This is a genomic window from Frigoribacterium sp. PhB116, from assembly GCF_004364285.1.
GTDB lineage: Bacteria > Actinomycetota > Actinomycetes > Actinomycetales > Microbacteriaceae > Frigoribacterium.
This window is the reverse complement of record NZ_SOBE01000004.1, coordinates 176718-193177: the sequence shown is the minus strand read 5'-3', so window position 1 is coordinate 193177 and position 16460 is coordinate 176718. Positions and strand designations below refer to the sequence as shown.

Below are 16460 nucleotides of genomic sequence, written 5' to 3'. Positions count from 1 at the left end.
ATGCGCCGACTCCTCGGGTGCGCCCCGTGCCCCGTGCCCGCGCTCCGTTCCCCTGGGCGTCAGTACGCCGCGGACTGCCCGCCGTCGATCGGCACGACGGCCGCGTTGACGTAGGAGGCGTCGTCCGAGAGGAGGAACGCGACGACCGACGCGATCTCGGGGGCCTCGCCGTAGCGCTTCGTGGGGTTGCCCTGGATGAACTGCTCTGCGGCGCCGCGGGGGTCGTCGGCGCTGATCTGCTTCATGGAGGCCTCGACCATCGGCGTCCAGATGGCACCGGGGGCGATCGCGTTGATGCGGATGCCGAACCGGCCGTACTCGACGGCCGAGTTGCGGGTCAGGCCGACGACGCCGTGCTTGGCCGCCGCGTAGCCGGACTGGTTGCCGACGCCGCGGATCCCGCCGACGCTCGCCGTGTTGACGACCATGCCCGAGCCCTGTCGGCGCATCACCGCGAGCACCTTCTCGAGACCGAGGAACACGCCGCGCAGGTTGATCGCCACGACCTTGTCGAACTCGTCGGCCGTGAAGTCCTCGGTGAGGTTCTGGCGGCCCTCGATGCCGGCGTTGTTGAAGAAGCCGTCGATGCGCGAGAAGCGCTCGAGGGTGGCCGCGACGTAGGAGTCGACCTCCGCCTCCTTCGAGACGTCGGCGACGACGGTCAGCACCTCGGCGTCGGGCGTCGACGAGCGGATCGCCTCGACGCTGTCGGCGAGGCCCTTCTCGCTGACGTCGACGAGGGCGAGGGAGGCGCCCTCCGCGGCCAGGCGGACGGCGGCGCCACGGCCGAGGCCGGATCCCCCGCCGGTGACGAGGACGACCTTGTCGGCGAAGCGGTCGACGGCGGGCGTGGGGGCAGGTGCGGGCGTGGTGGTCATGGTGCTCTCCTGACTTCGACGATGAAGGGCTCGGAGCTCGGGTGCGCGGCGAGTCCTGGTCCCGGGAAGACGCGGCACGCCCTCCCGGGACGCCTTCTACGCTACATCTGTCGTCCTGGACGACGACTGCTCGGCAGACAGCGCACCGCGCGCCCGCCGCCGACGGGCCCGCTGCGACCAGAGCACGACGACCAGGGCCAGGTCCCCGGCGGCGCGAGCCCCCGGCGGGCACCGGTCATCTCGGCTGGGAGGAGTTGGTGGGGTCGCCCTTCGACGGAGTGTTCATCGGCGGCTCGTGCCGCAGCTGCTCGTCCTGCTCGGGGTCGTGCTTCGTGTCGCCGCGCTCGATCACGAGACCGCTCCCGTCAGCGCCGGGGCTCGGCCGGCGGGCGTCCCGGCGGGCGAGACCGCTCCGCCCCTGGCGTGAGCGTGTCTGCCGCGAGGGCGGCCGTGGTGCACGTGCTCGTTCAGGGCAGTGGCCTTGTCCGCGACGGAGACCAGCAATACGTAGGCGACGATGCGGGCGAAGCCGCGTGTGGGGATCGGCATGTCCCCGTCGTACGCGTCGTCGGAGCCCCGATCCGGGGCTTGCCAAGACGGACGATCGCGAGGTAGTGAGGGTCTGTCACGACGCCGGGGTGATCAGCGCTCGGGGAGCTCGACCCCGGTCGCCTCGGCGAGCGCCACGAGCAGCTCGTCCTGGAAGGCCTCGTCGAGCGCCGCCGCCTCGGGCTGCTGCTGCCGGTCGTGGTGCCAGTACGCGCCGCTGACGTCGGAGTCCGCGCCCTCACCGACGACCAGCCGGTCTTGCGTGCGGTGGCCCAGCTCGAAGTCGTCGGGGGCCGAGGGGCCGCCCATCTTCGTCGCGACCCAGCCGGGGTCGACGGAGGCGGTGAAGAGGGAGGGCGACCGACGCGCCACCGCGGCCGAGAGGGCCGTGACGAACAGCTTGCTGTCGGAGTAGCTGCCCGTCGCGCGCCCGCCGGCCCAGTCGATCCCGTCGAGGGAGGCGGTGCCGCTGCGGTGCATCCCGCTGCTGAGGTAGACGTGCCGCGTCGGGTGCTCGAGCAGGGCGGTGAGCAAGTACGGGGCGACGACGTTGACCGGGATCAGCGGCGCGCCCGAGTAGACGCCGGCGTTGTGCACGACGCCGTCGAGGGCCGGGCCGTCGTTCAGCTCGGCGACGGCGCGGAGGACGTCGTCGCGCACGCCGAAGTCGGCGACGAGGAGGCGCGCACCCCGCTCGAGGAGGCCGGCCACCGCCCCCTTCCGCTGCTCGCCCCGCACGTGCACGACGACGTCGTGCCCCTGCTCGAGGAGGGCCGCGGCCGAGCCGTGCCCGAGGCCGTCGGAGGAACCGGTGACGAGGAGGTGTGCCATGCGGCCCATCCTGCACCCTGCCCCCCGACACCGTCCCGCGCTCGGCTACCGTGGAGCCCGACCCCCAGGAGGCCCCCGTGGACGCACGCCGGCAGCGCATGCTGCGCGCCGCCCTGTCCGCGGGCGTCAGCACCCTCGTCACGGCCGCCGCGCACGCCCTCGGCGGCGGCACGTTCCCGCCCGCGCTGCTGCTCGGGACCGCCGTCGTCGTCAGCGTGCTCGTCTGCTTCGCGCTCGGCGGCCGGCGCGTGACGCTGCCCCGGCTCGTCGTCGCCGTCGCGGCTACCCAGGGCCTGTTGCACGCCGTGTTCACGCTCGCGGGCGGAATGGCCCCGATGGCCCCGGTGGCCGACGACGGGGCCGCAGGAGGCGCGGGCGGCGCCCATGCCGGCCACCACCTCCCCGGAGCGACCGCCGTCCTGCCCGAGCTCGCCGCCGGAGCCCACGACGGCAGCATGGTCGGCGCGCACGTCGTGGCCGGTCTCGTGACGATCGCGTCGCTCCGCGTGGGGACGTCGGCCGTGCGGCAGCTCGTCCGCGCGCTGGGGCTGGTGCTCGTGCGGCTCGTCGTCCGCGTGACGGCGCTCGTCGTGCCGCACCGGCCGCGCGGCGCCGTGCGCGTCGAGCGCGCCCCGCGACCGCTCGTCACGCTGCTGCTCGCGACCACGCGAGCCCTTCGCGGGCCGCCCGCGCCGGCGACGACCTAGAGCCGCGCACGCCTCCTGACGGCGGGCGCGGCGTCGTGCGTGCCCGACCGCTCCCGCCGGTCCGGCCCGGACGGCCTCCCCTGTCGCCGCGGGGTCCGCCCCGCCTGCTCGAAGGACATCTCCATGCGCCCACGCGCCCGCACCACCTCCCTCGCCCGCACCCGCCTCGTCGGCGCCGTCGTGGCGTCCGCCGCGGGGCTCGCCCTCGCGCTGGCCGGGCCCGTCGCCGCCCAGGCCCACGTCGAGCTCGAGGCCTCGTCGACCGCCCCCGCGGCGCTCAGCGTCCTCACCTTCGCGGTCGGCCACGGCTGCGAGGGATCCCCCACCACCTCCCTGGCCGTCACGTTCCCCGCCGAGGTCCAGGCCGTGACGCCGACGATCAAGCCCGGCTGGTCGATCACCGAGGCGCCGACCGCCGCAGCAGTCGGTGCCGAGACCGTCGACACCGCCGAGACCGCCGAGACCGGCACCGACACCAGCACCGACAGCGGAGCGGCCGCCGGCACGACGGTCACCTGGACGGCCGCCCCGGGCTCCGCCCTCCCCGACGGCTTCCGCGACACGGTCGCCGTCTCGGCCCTGCTCCCGGTCGGGGGCGCGGCAGGCGACCTCGTCGCGTTCCCCACCGTGCAGACCTGCGAGGTCGGCTCGTACGACTGGGTCGAGCTCGCCGAGCCGGGCTCCGACGCGGAGCCCGCGTCGCCGGCGCCCGTCCTGACCCTGACCGACGCGGACGGCGGCGGAGCGGGTGCCAGCAGCACCGACGACCCGACCGGCTCGCAGGAGGCGGCCGCCGCCTCCTCGGCACCTGTTCCCGTCGACGAGACGGCCAGGGCCCTCGCCGTGGGAGCCCTCGTCGTGGGAGTCGTCGGGCTCGTCCTGCTCACGACGACGCTGCGCCGTCGCGCTGCGGAGGCCCGCCGATGAGCGCGAGCGCCCCTCCCGTCCCCGCTCCCGCTGATCCGTCACGAGACGGAACAGCAGATGCACCACGCACGCCCCCGGCCGATCCGGCACGTGACGGAACAGCCCAGACGCAGAGCAGCACCCCCGCTCGCGAGCTCGGTGCACCCGGCGCCCTCCCGGCGCCCCGCGCCGAACGGGTCGCACCCGGCGGGATCGGCAGCTGGCTCGGCCCGCTGCTGCTGCGCCTGCACTTCTGGGCGGCGATCGTGGTGGGGCCGTTCATCCTCGTCGCGGCCCTGACCGGTGCGGCCTACGCGCTCGCGCCGACGCTCGAGCAGGTCGTCTACGCCGACGAGCTGACGGCTCCGGGCACCGGGCCGGCACTCCCGCTCGCCGACCAGGTCGAGGCAGCCGAGCGGGTGGTCGGGGACGGCGGCGAGCTCGTCGCCGTGCGTCCCGCACCCGAGCCGGGCGACACCACGCGGGTGCTCTTCACGGGCGACGACCTGATCGAGAGCCAGACCCGGGCGATCTTCGTCGACCCGGCGACGGCGGAGATCCGCGGCGACCTGCCCGTCTACGGCACGAGCGGGTCGCTGCCGCTGCGCACGACGATCTCCGACCTGCACCGCAGCCTCGGGCTCGGCGACGTCGGCCGTCTCTACAGCGAGCTCGCCGCCAGCTGGCTCGGCGTCGTCGTGCTGGCGGGCCTCGGCCTGTGGATCGCCCGCCGCCTGCGCGCACGTGGGCCGGGACAGGCCCGTGCACGGGCGCGGCGCGACCTCGTGCGGCCCGCCGTGCGCGCGACGGGCCTGCGTCGGCTGTTCTCCTGGCACGCATCCGTCGGCATCGTGCTGACGGTCGGCGCGCTGTTCCTCTCGGCGACGGGCATCACCTGGTCCCAGCACGCCGGCGACAACGTCACCGCACTGCGCGCCGCACTCAGCTGGACCGCCCCCACGCTCGACACCGCCCTGCCGGCGGAGTCCACCGGCACCGCAGGAGGCGCTGCCCCCGACGCCGCGGACGTCGCGGCCGACCCCCACGCCGGTCACCACGGAGCGGCCGCCCCCGGCGTCTCCGACGTCGACCCGGCCCTGTTCGACGACGTGCTCGCCGTCGCGCGCACGGTGAACGTCGACACCGGCCTCGTCGAGATCAAGCCGCCCGCCGACGCGGACAGCGCCTGGACCGTGACCGAGATCGAGCGGAGCTGGCCGACCCAGGTCGACTCCACGGCGGTCGACGGAGCGACGCTCGCCGTCGTCGACCGGACCGACTTCGCCGACCACCCGCTGATGGCGAAGCTGGCACGCTGGGGCGTCGACACTCACATGGGCACCATGTTCGGCCTGCCGAACCAGCTCCTCCTGGTGGTCACGGCCTTCGGGGTCGCCGCGATGGTCGTGCTCGGCTACCTGATGTGGTGGCGGCGAGGCCCCGCAGGAGGCGCGGGCCGCCTCCGTGCCGGACGCCCGGCCTTCGCAGGTGCCCTCGTCCGCGCGCCGTGGCAGGGCCTCGTCGCGGTCGTCGCCGTCGGCCTCGTGGTGGGGCTGTTCCTGCCGATGGTCGGCCTCGGGCTCGTGGTCTTCGTCGTGGTCGACGCTCTCGCGACGGCGGCCCGGACCCGCGCGTAGCGGTGCCGGGACACGCCGGCGGGTCAGTCGGTACCGTGGGTCCGTGCACCCCCTCGAACAGGACGTCGTCGAGCTGGCCCGACGCGCGGCCGGCCGCGTCCCGTGGGACGGCCTCGACGTCGTCTTCGGCGAGGTCGCCGGCATCACGACCTGCCGGATCTTCGCGTCGCACCCGCAGCACGGGCGCCGGCTCGTCCCGGTGCCGGACGAACTGCGGTCGACCTTCGTCGACCTCCGCCGCGAGACCGCCGACGCCGACCGGGGCGCCTGGTTCGTCGCGTCGCTGCACGTGAGCCGGAGGCTCTCCGGCGAGACGGTGCACGAGACGTTCTCCTACGACCACGACGGCCGGCCGGAGTTCCTCCGCGACACCGCCCGCGCGGGCGCGTGGCCGGTGCCGCCGCTCCCCTACGACAGCGACTTCGTGCTGGACCTCGCCGACTTCCCCCGGTCCCGCAGGCACACGCCGGCGTGGCTGACGAAGGCCGTCCGGCGGCCCGTGAGCTCGGACGACGAGCTGCTCGAGCCCGGGACGCGCGGCGAGGCGCGCCTCCTCGTCCGCCAGCTCGCCATGGACGTCGTCGACGCGCACCGGGGCCTGCCCTGGTCGCGGACCGACCACGAGTTCGTCGTGCTCGACCGGAGTTCCTGGAGCACCGGCACGACGCTGCTGCGTGACGGCACCGTGCACCGCGGCGACCCGCTCGTGGGGGCGAGGGTCCACGACCTGCTCCGCGAGCTGCGGGAGACCACGACCGACCCGGCCCGGGGCGCCTGGCTGAGCGCGTTCCTCACCGTCTTCCCGGACGCCTCCTTCGACCTGCGGCTCAACCCCGACACGCGGCCGCACACTCACCTGCAGGCGACCGACCGCTGGCGCGCGCCCGAGCGTGCCGCGGACGCGCGGCCCGGCGACGCGGAGTGGGTCGCCGACCTCGAGACGCACCCCCGCTCGCCGGAGCACCTGCCCGCCTGGTACGCCGCGATCGTCGAGTCGGAGCAGCGACGGGCCGAGCTCCGGACCGCGACGCCCTTCGCCCGGACGCGGGTCGGCGCCGCCGTCGCCCGGAGCTCGCCCGGCTTGCCCACGTCGCTGCAGGACCTGGCCGGGACTCCGCCCTGGAGGACCCTCTTCTCGTCCGTGGAGCCGGCCCTGCTCCACCAGCTCACGACGGGGTGGTGGGAGCTGCTCGACGACCCGGAGCAGGAGGATCTGTGGCCGCACACCCTCGACGCCGTGGCGCCCCTCGTGCTGGGCGACGTGCTCGACGCCCTCGGCCGGGACGGCCACACCGTCGGGCTGCTGGTGGACGCGGTCGAGGTGCTGGTGCAGCGCGGGCTCGTCGGCGCAGGGGGCGACGAGCCACTCGACCGGGGCGAGCCTCTGGGGTCGGCGATGTCGGACTCCGCCGAGACGGTGTTCATCGATGTCGGCGACGTCCTCGCGGAGGCGATCGACGCGCAGCTCGACGCGCGCTTCCCCGGCGTCCGGCACCAGCCGCGGGCGGGCTGAGCGTCCGACGCGAGCTACGCCACCGATCCGGCGCTACACCCCCGGATCACGGGGTGCAGCGCCGGTCGAGGGGTGCAGCTCGGCACGCACGCACGAGCGCACGAGCGAACGCCCGCACGAGCGGGCTCAGCGCAGCTCGACCTCGACCGCGACCACGCGGGCGTCGTCGAGACCGACGAGGTGCACCGGCCCGGTGATCGCGAGCGCCGCCTGCGTCTCGCGCTCGGCGCACGAGGCACCGACCCAGAGCTCCACGGCGCCGGGCTCGACCACGCGCCGCATCCGGCGGTCGCTGAACGCGAGACGCTGCGTGGGCACGTGGAACGTCACCCGCGCCTCCTGCCCCGGCTCGAGCTCGACCCGGGCGTAGCCGAGCAGCTGCGCGACCGGCCGGGTCACCGAGGCGACGACGTCGTGCGCGTAGAGCTGCACCACGTCGGCGCCGGCCCGGCCGCCCGTGTTCCGCACCGTCACGGTCGCGGTGAACGCGCCTCCTGCGGGCACCTCGCCCGCGCCCGAGCCTGCACCCTCGACGGCGAGCCCCGACCGCTCGAACGTCGTGTACGAGAGACCGTGGCCGAACGGCAGCACGGGGGTGCTGTCGGCGCTCGTCACCTCGCTCGGGCCGCCGAGCGGCGGGTGCAGGTACGAGAACGGCTGCGCGCCGGCCGACCGCGGCAGCGAGACGGGCAGCCGGCCCGAGGGCACGACGCTGCCCGAGAGCACGCCGGCGATCGCGGGGCCGCCCTCCTCCCCCGGGAAGAACGCCTGCACGACCGCCGCCGGGGCGGACGGCCCGGAGACCGCCCAGCCGATCGCGTAGGGACGACCCGACAGCACGACCAGCACGACCGGGGTGCCGGAGGCGACGACCGCCTCCACGAGGTCGCGCTGCGGTCCCGGCAGCTCGAGGCTCTCGACGTCGTTGCCCTCGCCGACGGTGCCGCGGCCGAAGAGCCCGGCGCGGTCGCCGACCACGACGACGGCGACGTCGGAGGCCGCTGCCTCGCGGACGGCCTCGTCGATGCCCGAGCGGGCGTCCGCGTCGAGAGCGCCCTCGACCTCGCAGCCGGGCACGACGACGAGCTCGGCGGAGGGCAGCTCCTCGCGGAGGGCCTCCGCCACGGTCGGCACCGCGATGCCCGTGGGCACCCCGGGGTGGTGCGCCAGCACGTGGTTGACGAAGGAGTAGCAGCCCATCAGCGCCTCGGCGCTGTCGGCGTTCGGGCCGATCAAGGCGACACGGGCCGGGCCGGCGCTCGGGTCGACGCCGCCCCCGGCGCCACCGCCACCGCCACCGCCGAGCGGCAGCACCCCGTCGTTCGTGAGCAGCACGACCGACTCGTCGGCCAGGCGGCGCGCGACCGCGCGGTGCGCCGGGCTGTCGAGGTCGATCTCGGTCGGCGGCCCGGCTGCCTCCGCGGCGTCGAGCGCGGCCTCATCGAGCAGGCCGAGCTCCTCCTTCTCCGCGAGCACGCGGGCGACCGCGAGGTCGACCAGCGTCTCGTCGACCAGCCCGGCCCGCACGCGCTCGGCGAGCGGGGCGAGGTAGGCGTCGCCGGTGGGCAGCTCGACGTCGATGCCCGCCTCGAGGGCGAGCGCGGCGGCCTCGCCGCGGTCGGCGGCGACGGCGTGCATGACCTCGAGGAACGCCACCGCGAAGTAGTCGGACACGACGACGCCGTCGAAGCCCCACTCGCCGCGCAGCAGGTCGGTCAGGTACTCGGGCGTCGACCCGACGGGCACGCCGTCGACCTCGGCGTACGAGTTCATCACCGAGCGCACCCCGCCGTCGCGCACGGCCATCTCGAACGGCGGCAGCAGCACGTCGGCGAGGTAGCGCGGCCCGACGTTCGCGGGGGCGTGGTTGCGGCCCGCGTCCGAGAGCGAGTAGCCGACGAAGTGCTTGAGCGTGGCGTGCACCCCGGCCGACTGGAGGCCGCGCACGTACGCGGTGCCGACGGTGCCCACGACGTACGGGTCCTCGGCGATGCACTCGTCGACGCGCCCCCACCGCGGGTCGCGGACCACGTCGAGCACCGGCGCGAGGCCCTGGTGCACGCCGAGCTCGCGCATGGAGCCGCCGATCAGCGCCGCCATCCGCTCCACGAGGTCGGGGTCGAAGGAGGCGCCCCACGCGAGCGGCGTCGGGAACGTCGCGGCCTGCCAGGCGGCGAGGCCCGTCAGGCACTCCTCGTGCACGATCGCCGGGATGCCGAGACGCGTCTCGGTGCGCAGCCGGCGCTGCTCCTCCCACAGCCAGGAGGCGCGCTGCACCGGGTCGACCGGTCGCGTCCCGTAGACCCGGGTCAGGTGCCCGAGGCCGTGCTCGGTCGCCGCTCCGTAGTCGTCGCTGGGGGTCATCGCACCCTGCATCGGCGCCACGGCGCCGCCGCCCTGGTCGACCCACCAGCCGACCAGCTGGGCCAGCTTCTCGTCGAGCGACATGTCGTCGAGGAGGCGGCGGACGCGGTCGCTGAGGACGAGACCGGTCGCGCTCGTCGCGGCCCGCGCCTCCTCGGCTCGACCCCCGACGCGGCCCCCGGCACGCCCGTCGGGCCGGCCGTCGTCCCCGTGGCGATCCGTCTCGTGCTGGATCTCGATGGTCATCCCTTCACCGCCCCCGTCAGGCCGCCGACGATGCGGCGCTCGAACAGGCTGAAGAAGATCAGCGCGGGCAGCATCGACAGCGCCGTGAAGGCGAGCACCCGTGCCGTGTCGACCGAGTACTGCGACGAGAACGCCTGCACGCCGAGCGGCAGGGTGAACGTCGACGGGTCGTTGAGGATGAACAGCGGCAGCAGGTACGAGTTCCACGCGCCGATGAAGGCGAGGATGCCGACCGTGATCACCCCCGGCAGCGACAGGCGCACCACCATGCGGAAGAAGAAGCCGAGTCGGCTGCAGCCGTCGATGAACGCGGCCTCCTCGATCTCGTCGGGGATCGCGCGGAGGAACGGCACGAGGATGATGATCGTCGTCGGCAGCGCGAAGGCGATCTGCGGCAGGATCACCCCGGCCAGCGAGTTCGTCAGCCCCAGGTCGCGGATCACGAGGTAGAGCGGCGTGATGGCCACGGTCATCGGGAACATCAGCCCGGCGGCGAAGAGCGCGTAGAGCACTCCCCGCCCGGCGAACCGGTAGCGCGCCAGCACGTAGCTCGCGGCGAGGCCGAGGGCGACCGTGCCGATCGTGGTGGCGCCGGCCGAGATCAGCGAGTTGCCGACCTGCCGCCAGAAGGTGCCGCCCGTCAGCACGTCGAGGTAGTTGCCGACCTGCCAGGGGCTCGGGAACCCGGAGGGGTCGGTCGTGATCTGCGCGTTGGTGCGGAAGCCGCCGATCACGATGAACGCCACGGGGGCGAGCATCGCCACGATGACGACCGCCGCGACCACGTACGCGACGCCGCGTCCGGGGTCGGCGATGCCGCGCCTCCTGCGGGTCGGCCGGTCGGCCGTGGACCGGGGCGTGCGCGCCGGTGCGCCCGCGCCTCCGCCGTCCGGGCCCGCCGCGCCGCGGGGGCGGGCGGGCAGGGTGCTCGCGGTCATGACTCGTCTCCTGACGTGGTGAGGGCGCCGGCCGTGTCGCGCCGCAGCACGAAGCGCTGGTAGAAGAGGGCGACGACGAGCGAGATGAGGAACAGCACGACGGCGACGGCGTTGCCGTAGCCGTAGCTGCCCGAGGTGCGGCCGTTGGCGACCATGTACGTCGCCATCGTCGACGTGCCGGCGGTGGCCGCGATGTACTGGCCCCAGATGATGTAGACGAGGTCGAACAGCTGCAGCGAGCCGATGATCGACAGGAACGCCCAGATGCGCAGGGTCGGGCCGAGCAGCGGCAGCGTGATGCGGCGCTGGATCTGCCACCAGCTCGCGCCGTCGATCGCCGCCGCCTCGCTGAGCTCCTCGGGCACGCCCTGCAGGCCGGCGAGGAACAGGATCACGGCGAAGCCGACGTACTTCCAGGTGATGATGACGAGCAGGGTCCAGATGGCGATGCTCGGGTCGGCGAGCCAGTCCTGCGTGAAGGCGCCGAGGCCGACCTTCGTCAGCACGTCGTTGACGGCGCCGCTGCCCTGGAGCATGAGGCTCCAGCCGGTGCCGACGACGACCTCGCTGATCACGTAGGGCACGAAGATCAGCACCCGGATCAGCGACTGCCCGCGCAGCTTGCGGTTGAGCAGCAGGGCCAGGCCGATCGCGACGGGCCCCTGCAGCACCAGCGAGAGCACCACGATCGTGGCGTTGTGGCGCAGGGCGTCGAGGAACGTCGTGTCCTGGAAGATCGTCAGGTAGTTGCGGAACCCGACGAAGTCGGTCGGCGGGCCGAAGCCCTGCCAGCTGAAGAAGCCGTAGTAGGCGGCCATCACGATCGGGAAGACCACGAAGGCCAGGAAGACCACGAGGGCCGGTCCGACCAGCAGCGCGATCTCGAGGCCGCGGGCACCACGCCCCTGCCGGGACACGGCCCGGGAGGCCGCCGGGGGCGAGGCGACTGCCTCGCCCCCGGCGGTGGCGTGAGCCCCGGCTGGTGCGGCGGGCCGCACGGGGGGTTCGCGGAGGCTCACGAGGGGCCTACGCCTTCTTGGCGGCCGCGTCGACGGCGTCGACGAACTCCTGCGGCGTGCCGTCGCCCGAGAGCAGGTCGACCACGGCGACGTTCATCGCGTTGCCGACGTTGAGGCCGTAGACGGTGTCGAGCCACTGCGAGACGAACGGGGCGTCGTTGTAGGCGGCCAGCACCTCCTGCAGGTACGGCTCCGTGACGGCCTCCTGGGCGACCGTGTTCACCGGAGGTGCGTTGAAGGCCTTGTAGTAGGCCTCCTGCACGTCGGGGGTGGCCAGGTAGTTCAGGAAGTCGACGCACGAGTCGGGTGCGCCGGCCGAGCACGAGTAGCCGTCGACGCCGCCCATGATCGCGCCGGGCTCGCCGTCGCCGCCGTCGATCGCGGGGAACGGGAACCAGCCGAGGTCGGGCAGCGGCTTCGCGTCGGGCGTGAGCGAGGCGATGACGCCCGGGTCCCACGCGCCCATCAGCTCCATGCCGGCCTGCTTGTTGGCGATGAGGCCGGCCGAGCTGCCGGCGCCCTGCTGGGCGGCCGTGGTGAGGAAGCCCTCGTTGAAGGGCTCGGTGTCGCGGAAGTCGGCGAGGTCCTGCGCCGCGTCGACCCAGCACGGGTCGCTGAAGTCGCGGTCGGTCGCGGCCTGCTCCAGCGTGTCGCTGCTGCAGGCGCGCAGGGCGAAGAAGAAGTACCAGTGCGCGGCGGGCCAGGCGTCCTTGCCGCCGAGGGCGACGGGCTGCGTGCCCGAGTCCTTCAGCGCCGTGACGGCCTCGTCGAGCTCGTCCATCGTCGTGGGGGGCGTGCTGATGCCGGCCGCGGAGAAGACGTCCTGGCTGTACCAGAAGCCGCCGGGCAGCACCGCGATCGGCATCGAGTAGACCTTGCCGTCGATCGAGCCGGCGCCGAACGTGCCCTCGCTGATGTCGGCGCGGGCGTCGTCGGAGATGCCGTCGGTGATGTCCTTCACCTGGCCGGCCTGGACCATCGCCTGGAGCTTGCCGCCGCCGCGCTGCAGGAACACGTCGGGGGCGTCGCCCGAGTTGAGGGCGGTCTGCAGCTTGCTGTCGAAGTCCTCGTTCTGCACCGTCTGGACGTCGATCGCGACGTCCGGGTTCGCCTTCGTGAAGTCGGCCGCCGCCTTCGTCCAGAAGTCCTGGCCGGGACCGGTGGTGGAGTTCTGCCAGAGGGTGAGGGTGCCGTCGTCGGCACCTCCTCCGCTGCCGCCTGCGCTGCAGCCGGTCAGCAGCCCGGCTCCCACCAGCAGGGCTGCGGACCCTGCCAGGAGTCGTCGGGTCGTCATCGTCTTGCTCGCCATCGTTGCCACCTGTTCCTCGTCGTTGAGCGGCCGTGGTCGGCCCGTGACGCAGCGCTCCGATGTGCTGCGTCGGACCAGTGTCAGAAATGGCAGAGGGGGTGTCAAACGTTTTCGAAAACCATTTCGACGGGGCTAGGCTCGCGCTCGTGAACGCCCGTCCGACCATCCACGACGTCGCCGCGGCGGCGGGCGTCTCGCTCGCGACCGTCTCGAAGGCGGTCAACGGCCGGTACGGGGTCTCCCCCGAGACGACGGCGAAGGTGATGGCCGTCGTCGACGCGCTCGGCTACGAGTCGAGCCTGGTCGCCAGCAGCATGCGGGCCCGCCGCACCGGGGTGATCGGCGTGCTCGTGGCCGACTTCGAGCCGTTCAGCTCGGAGGTGCTCAAGGGCGTCGGCACCGCCGTGCGCCAGCTCGGCGCCGAGTACGACCTGCTGGCCTACAGCGGCGCGCACCAGGGCGGCGCCGACGGCTGGGAGCGTCGCTCGCTCAGCCGCCTCAGCGGCACGCTCATCGACGGCGCGATCCTCGTCACCCCGTCGGTCCTGACGACGACCACGAGCGTGCCGGTCGTCGCGGTCGACCCGCACAAGGGGCGTGCCGACCTGCCGAGCGTCGAGGCCGACAGCCGAGGAGGCGCGGTGCAGGCGGTCGAGCACCTCGTCTCCCTGGGGCACCGGCGCATCGGGTTCCTCGCCGGGCGGCCCGACCTGCGCTCCGCGTCGCTGCGCGAGGCCGGCTACGCCGACGCGCTCCGCTCGGCGGGCATCGTGCGCGACCCCGCGCTGACCCGTGACGGCGACTTCGAGATGGGCGCCGCACGCCGTGCCGCCCGCGAGCTGCTCGACGTCAGGGCGGCCGACCGCCCGACCGCCGTGTTCGCGGCCAACGACCTGTCGGCGATCGCCGTGCTGCGCACGGCCCACGAGCTCGGCCTGCGCGTGCCCGACGACCTCAGCCTCGTCGGGTTCGACGACATCCCCGAGGCCTCGCGGGAGCAGCCGGCGCTGACGACCGTGCGGCAGCCGATGCACCGCCTCGGGACGGTGGCCACGACCATGCTGTTCACGCTGCTCGAGGGCGGGGTCATCGACCGGCCCGAGGTGCAGCTGCCGACGAAGCTCGTCGTCCGCGGCACGACGGGGCCGGTGCCGGTGCCGGCGAGCCGCTAGCGGGGACGGCGAAGGCCCCCGCCGCAGAGCGACGGGGGCCTTCGGTTGCTGCGGGTCGAGTCAGCGCTTGGCGCCGCGACGACCGGTGATGAGGCCCCAGATGAGCAGGACGACGATGGCGCCGACGATGGCGATGAGCCAGCTCTGGATGGAGAAGAAGCCGTCGTAGCCGACGCCGAACACGGCGCCGCCGATCCAGCCGCCGATGAGGGCGCCGATCACGCCGAGGACGAGGGTGGCGAGCCATCCGCCGCCCTGACGGCCGGGGAGGATGAGCTTGGCGATGGCGCCGGCGATGAGGCCGAGGAGGATGAAGGCGAGGAAGCCCATGATGAGCCCTTTCGTAAGAAGGTGAGGGGCCGCTTCGGGGCAGGCGACCCGAGGTCGACCACCAGCTTGCTCCCAGCCAGGCGCTTTGTCCGGAATTGGTCAGGAACACCCCCTTGTGCACTGATCGGACGAAGAGTAGGTGAACGGCAGGTGTCCTGCGCCGGCGCCCCGGGCGAGCCCCCTGGCAGGCCCGTGCGTCGCCCTTGACGCAGGAGCCCGTGCCGAGAGTCGGGGCTCTCGGCGTCCGCCGGGAGTTCGGGCTCCCGGAGGCGCGCGGCCGCGAGCCGCGCAGGGTGCCTAGGGAACACCCGGGCATGTCTTCGGAGCCGAGGCACCCCCCGATGGGGTGACTCTCCCGCTCGTCGCAGGAGGCGCCTCCTGCGAGCGCGCACACGCTCGCCAGAGCATGCTGGAGGCCTACCGAGGGGGACCATGAAGTACATCGTCTACGGCGAGAACCGCGTGATGACGGGCGACGCGATCGCCGAGGCCGTCATCGCCTACGCCGCGGCCCTCGGTCAGAACGGCACGACCGACATCGTCGACGTGCCCACGAGCGACGAGCACGGGTCGGCGGCGACCGCCGAGCTGCTGCTCGGCCCCGCCAGCCAGCTGATGATCGAGACTGCCCCCGACGACGAGCTCGAGCCCGAGGACGAGGCGCTCGTCGCCGAGCTCGTGCGCCGTGCCGCCGCGGTGGGCGGGGCGCGCTTCGTCGACGCCGCCTCCGGCAGCTCGGTCGACGAGGAGGAGCACGCCGCGCAGACCGGCGACGACGCGCCGCTCCGCACCCGCCCGCCCGAGCCGGACGCTCCCTAGGACTTCTGCTGTCGCGGCACGACGACGCGCTCGAACACGACGACCCCCGCCGTGGCGATCGGGATCGCGACGAGCGCGCCGAGCACGCCGCCGAGCGCTCCCCCGCCGAACGCCGCGACGATCACCAGCGCCCCCGGTACGGCCACGGCCTTCGACATGACCCGCGGCGTGAGCACGTACGCCTCGATCTGCGCGTAGACGAGCAGCACGACGCCCACGACGATCGCGGTCACCGGCGAGACGCTGAGGGTCGCCGCGATGATGATCGCGTAAGCGACCACGGTGCCGACGACGGGGATGAGCGCTCCGAGGAACGCCAGGGCGGCGAAGAGCACGGGCACCGGACCACCGGCGATCGTCAGCACCACGAAGACGAAGACGGCGTTGATCGCGGCGAGCGCCACCTGCCCCGCGACGTAGCGGCCGACGGACAGGAAGATCTCGTCCGAGATGTCCATCACGCGCTCGCGGTGGCTGCGCGGCACGGCCCGGCTCAGTGAGCGGAGCATCTGCGGCAGCGTCACGGCGAAGTAGATCGTGAGGATCGCGACGATGATCACCGCGGTGATGCCGTTGGTGATGCCCTGTCCGACGGCGAGCACGCCGCCCCCGAGGGCGAGCAGGCGGTCGGGGTCGAGCAGGTACGAGCTGACGGCGGCGACCGCGTCGTCGACGTCGACCTCGAGGCCGAGGGTCTCGACGGCCTGCTGCACCCACGGCTGGCGCGAGATGTCCTGCAGGGCGGCGGGCGCCGTGCGGATCACGTGGCCGACCTGCTCGACGAGCGCGGGCACGACCGCGGCGAGGATGCCGACGACCGCGCCGAGCACGAGCACGATCGAGACGACGACGCCGACCCAGCGCGGGGCGCCGGCCCGGGAGAGGCGCCGCACGACGGGCTCGAAGGCGAGGGCGAGGAAGAACGCGAGGCCGATGTAGACGAGGATCGTCGAGAGCGCCATCAGGGCGACGATGATGCCGACGCCGAGCCCGCCGCCGAGGGTCGCGATCAGGCCGAAGCGGAACGCGCCGGGGCGCCGCAGCGGGCTGGTCGGCTCGTCACGCGAGGCGGTCGATCGCGCGGACGACGAGGCGTAGGACGGGCCGGACGCACCGGACGGCGCCGTCGAGCGGCGAACGGAGCGGGCACGGTGCGAGAGGGCCATCCGACCATCCTGGCGGTCGCCGCCGCCGGAGGGCCGACGGAAGGCCGCAGGAGGGCCGACGCGGCTGCGCCGAGGT

14 protein-coding genes are annotated in these 16460 nt (G+C 74.0%); 6 read left to right on the top strand and 8 right to left on the bottom strand.

The genetic code is table 11. The features are described from left to right. Positions 1–59 precede the first annotated feature (59 nt). The gene (locus EDF20_RS13520; protein WP_133739019.1) at positions 60–878 is read right to left on the bottom strand and encodes an SDR family oxidoreductase; all 819 of its coding nucleotides are present in this window, start codon (positions 876–878) and stop codon (positions 60–62) included. 642 nt (positions 879–1520) lie between these two features. Beyond that, positions 1521–2258 (bottom strand): SDR family NAD(P)-dependent oxidoreductase, encoded by a 738-nt coding sequence (locus tag EDF20_RS13515; protein WP_133739018.1) that lies wholly within the window; start codon positions 2256–2258, stop codon positions 1521–1523. Between the two features lie 77 nt (positions 2259–2335). On the opposite strand from EDF20_RS13515, the gene EDF20_RS13510 reads away from it, so the two are divergent. The 4 genes from EDF20_RS13510 to EDF20_RS13495 all read left to right on the top strand — a co-directional run bounded on the left by EDF20_RS13510 (position 2336) and on the right by EDF20_RS13495 (position 7021). After that, positions 2336–2965, top strand: a complete 630-nt coding sequence (locus EDF20_RS13510; RefSeq protein WP_123547356.1) for a hypothetical protein — start codon at positions 2336–2338, stop codon at positions 2963–2965. 123 nt (positions 2966–3088) lie between these two features. Further along, positions 3089–3892: a YcnI family protein gene (locus EDF20_RS13505; RefSeq protein WP_123546981.1), complete on the top strand. Its 804-nt coding sequence runs from the start codon at positions 3089–3091 to the stop codon at positions 3890–3892. Further along, a complete protein-coding gene (locus EDF20_RS13500) occupies positions 3889–5508 on the top strand; it encodes a PepSY-associated TM helix domain-containing protein (RefSeq protein WP_133739017.1) in 1620 nt (539 codons plus the stop codon). Before EDF20_RS13505 ends, EDF20_RS13500 begins: the two co-directional genes overlap by 4 nt. Before the next feature lie 43 nt (positions 5509–5551). Further along, positions 5552–7021 (top strand): hypothetical protein, encoded by a 1470-nt coding sequence (locus tag EDF20_RS13495; protein WP_133739016.1) that lies wholly within the window; start codon positions 5552–5554, stop codon positions 7019–7021. A gap of 126 nt (positions 7022–7147) precedes the next feature. Here EDF20_RS13495 and EDF20_RS13490 read toward each other — a convergent pair whose 3' ends face one another. The 4 genes from EDF20_RS13490 to EDF20_RS13475 form a co-directional block, all read right to left on the bottom strand. Next, positions 7148–9469: a glycoside hydrolase family 3 N-terminal domain-containing protein gene (locus EDF20_RS13490; RefSeq protein WP_133739059.1), complete on the bottom strand. Its 2322-nt coding sequence runs from the start codon at positions 9467–9469 to the stop codon at positions 7148–7150. 158 nt (positions 9470–9627) lie between these two features. After that, positions 9628–10569 (bottom strand): carbohydrate ABC transporter permease, encoded by a 942-nt coding sequence (locus EDF20_RS13485; RefSeq protein ID WP_133739015.1) that lies wholly within the window; start codon positions 10567–10569, stop codon positions 9628–9630. Continuing rightward, positions 10566–11486, bottom strand: coding sequence for a sugar ABC transporter permease (locus tag EDF20_RS13480; protein ID WP_243833501.1), 921 nt, complete (start codon positions 11484–11486; stop codon positions 10566–10568). The genes EDF20_RS13485 and EDF20_RS13480 overlap by 4 nt, the downstream gene beginning before the upstream one ends. Before the next feature lie 109 nt (positions 11487–11595). After that, positions 11596–12882: an extracellular solute-binding protein gene (locus EDF20_RS13475; protein ID WP_133739058.1), complete on the bottom strand. Its 1287-nt coding sequence runs from the start codon at positions 12880–12882 to the stop codon at positions 11596–11598. Between the two features lie 161 nt (positions 12883–13043). Here EDF20_RS13475 and EDF20_RS13470 point away from each other — a divergent pair, with 161 nt between their 5' ends. Then, positions 13044–14069 (top strand): LacI family DNA-binding transcriptional regulator, encoded by a 1026-nt coding sequence (locus EDF20_RS13470; protein ID WP_133739013.1) that lies wholly within the window; start codon positions 13044–13046, stop codon positions 14067–14069. 60 nt (positions 14070–14129) lie between these two features. Here the strand turns inward: EDF20_RS13470 and EDF20_RS13465 are convergent, their stop codons facing one another. Then, on the bottom strand, positions 14130–14399 hold the full coding sequence (locus EDF20_RS13465; RefSeq protein ID WP_123546987.1) for a GlsB/YeaQ/YmgE family stress response membrane protein: 270 nt from the start codon (positions 14397–14399) through the stop codon (positions 14130–14132). A gap of 432 nt (positions 14400–14831) precedes the next feature. Here EDF20_RS13465 and EDF20_RS13460 point away from each other — a divergent pair, with 432 nt between their 5' ends. Beyond that, on the top strand, positions 14832–15218 hold the full coding sequence (locus tag EDF20_RS13460; RefSeq protein WP_133739012.1) for a hypothetical protein: 387 nt from the start codon (positions 14832–14834) through the stop codon (positions 15216–15218). Here EDF20_RS13460 and EDF20_RS13455 read toward each other — a convergent pair. Beyond that, positions 15215–16384 carry an AI-2E family transporter gene (locus EDF20_RS13455; protein ID WP_123546989.1) on the bottom strand — a complete coding sequence of 390 codons (1170 nt, stop codon included), beginning with the start codon at positions 16382–16384 and terminating at the stop codon, positions 15215–15217. The two genes, EDF20_RS13460 and EDF20_RS13455, sit on opposite strands and share 4 nt — an antisense overlap. Between the last annotated feature and the right edge of the window lie 76 nt (positions 16385–16460).

Excerpts from the sequence above, each read along its gene's own strand:
- EDF20_RS13490 (WP_133739059.1), bottom strand. The coding sequence starts at position 9,469 with ATGTCGCTCGACGAGAAGCTGGCCCAGCTGGTCGGCTGGTGGGTCGAC.
- EDF20_RS13455 (WP_123546989.1), bottom strand. The coding sequence starts at position 16,384 with ATGGCCCTCTCGCACCGTGCCCGCTCCGTTCGCCGCTCGACGGCGCCG.
- EDF20_RS13500 (WP_133739017.1), top strand. The coding sequence starts at position 3,889 with ATGAGCGCGAGCGCCCCTCCCGTCCCCGCTCCCGCTGATCCGTCACGA.
- EDF20_RS13520 (WP_133739019.1), bottom strand. The coding sequence starts at position 878 with ATGACCACCACGCCCGCACCTGCCCCCACGCCCGCCGTCGACCGCTTC.
- EDF20_RS13515 (WP_133739018.1), bottom strand. The coding sequence starts at position 2,258 with ATGGCACACCTCCTCGTCACCGGTTCCTCCGACGGCCTCGGGCACGGC.
- EDF20_RS13505 (WP_123546981.1), top strand. The coding sequence starts at position 3,089 with ATGCGCCCACGCGCCCGCACCACCTCCCTCGCCCGCACCCGCCTCGTC.
- EDF20_RS13460 (WP_133739012.1), top strand. The coding sequence starts at position 14,832 with ATGAAGTACATCGTCTACGGCGAGAACCGCGTGATGACGGGCGACGCG.
- EDF20_RS13485 (WP_133739015.1), bottom strand. The coding sequence starts at position 10,569 with ATGACCGCGAGCACCCTGCCCGCCCGCCCCCGCGGCGCGGCGGGCCCG.
- EDF20_RS13475 (WP_133739058.1), bottom strand. The coding sequence starts at position 12,882 with ATGACGACCCGACGACTCCTGGCAGGGTCCGCAGCCCTGCTGGTGGGA.
- EDF20_RS13465 (WP_123546987.1), bottom strand. The coding sequence starts at position 14,399 with ATGGGCTTCCTCGCCTTCATCCTCCTCGGCCTCATCGCCGGCGCCATC.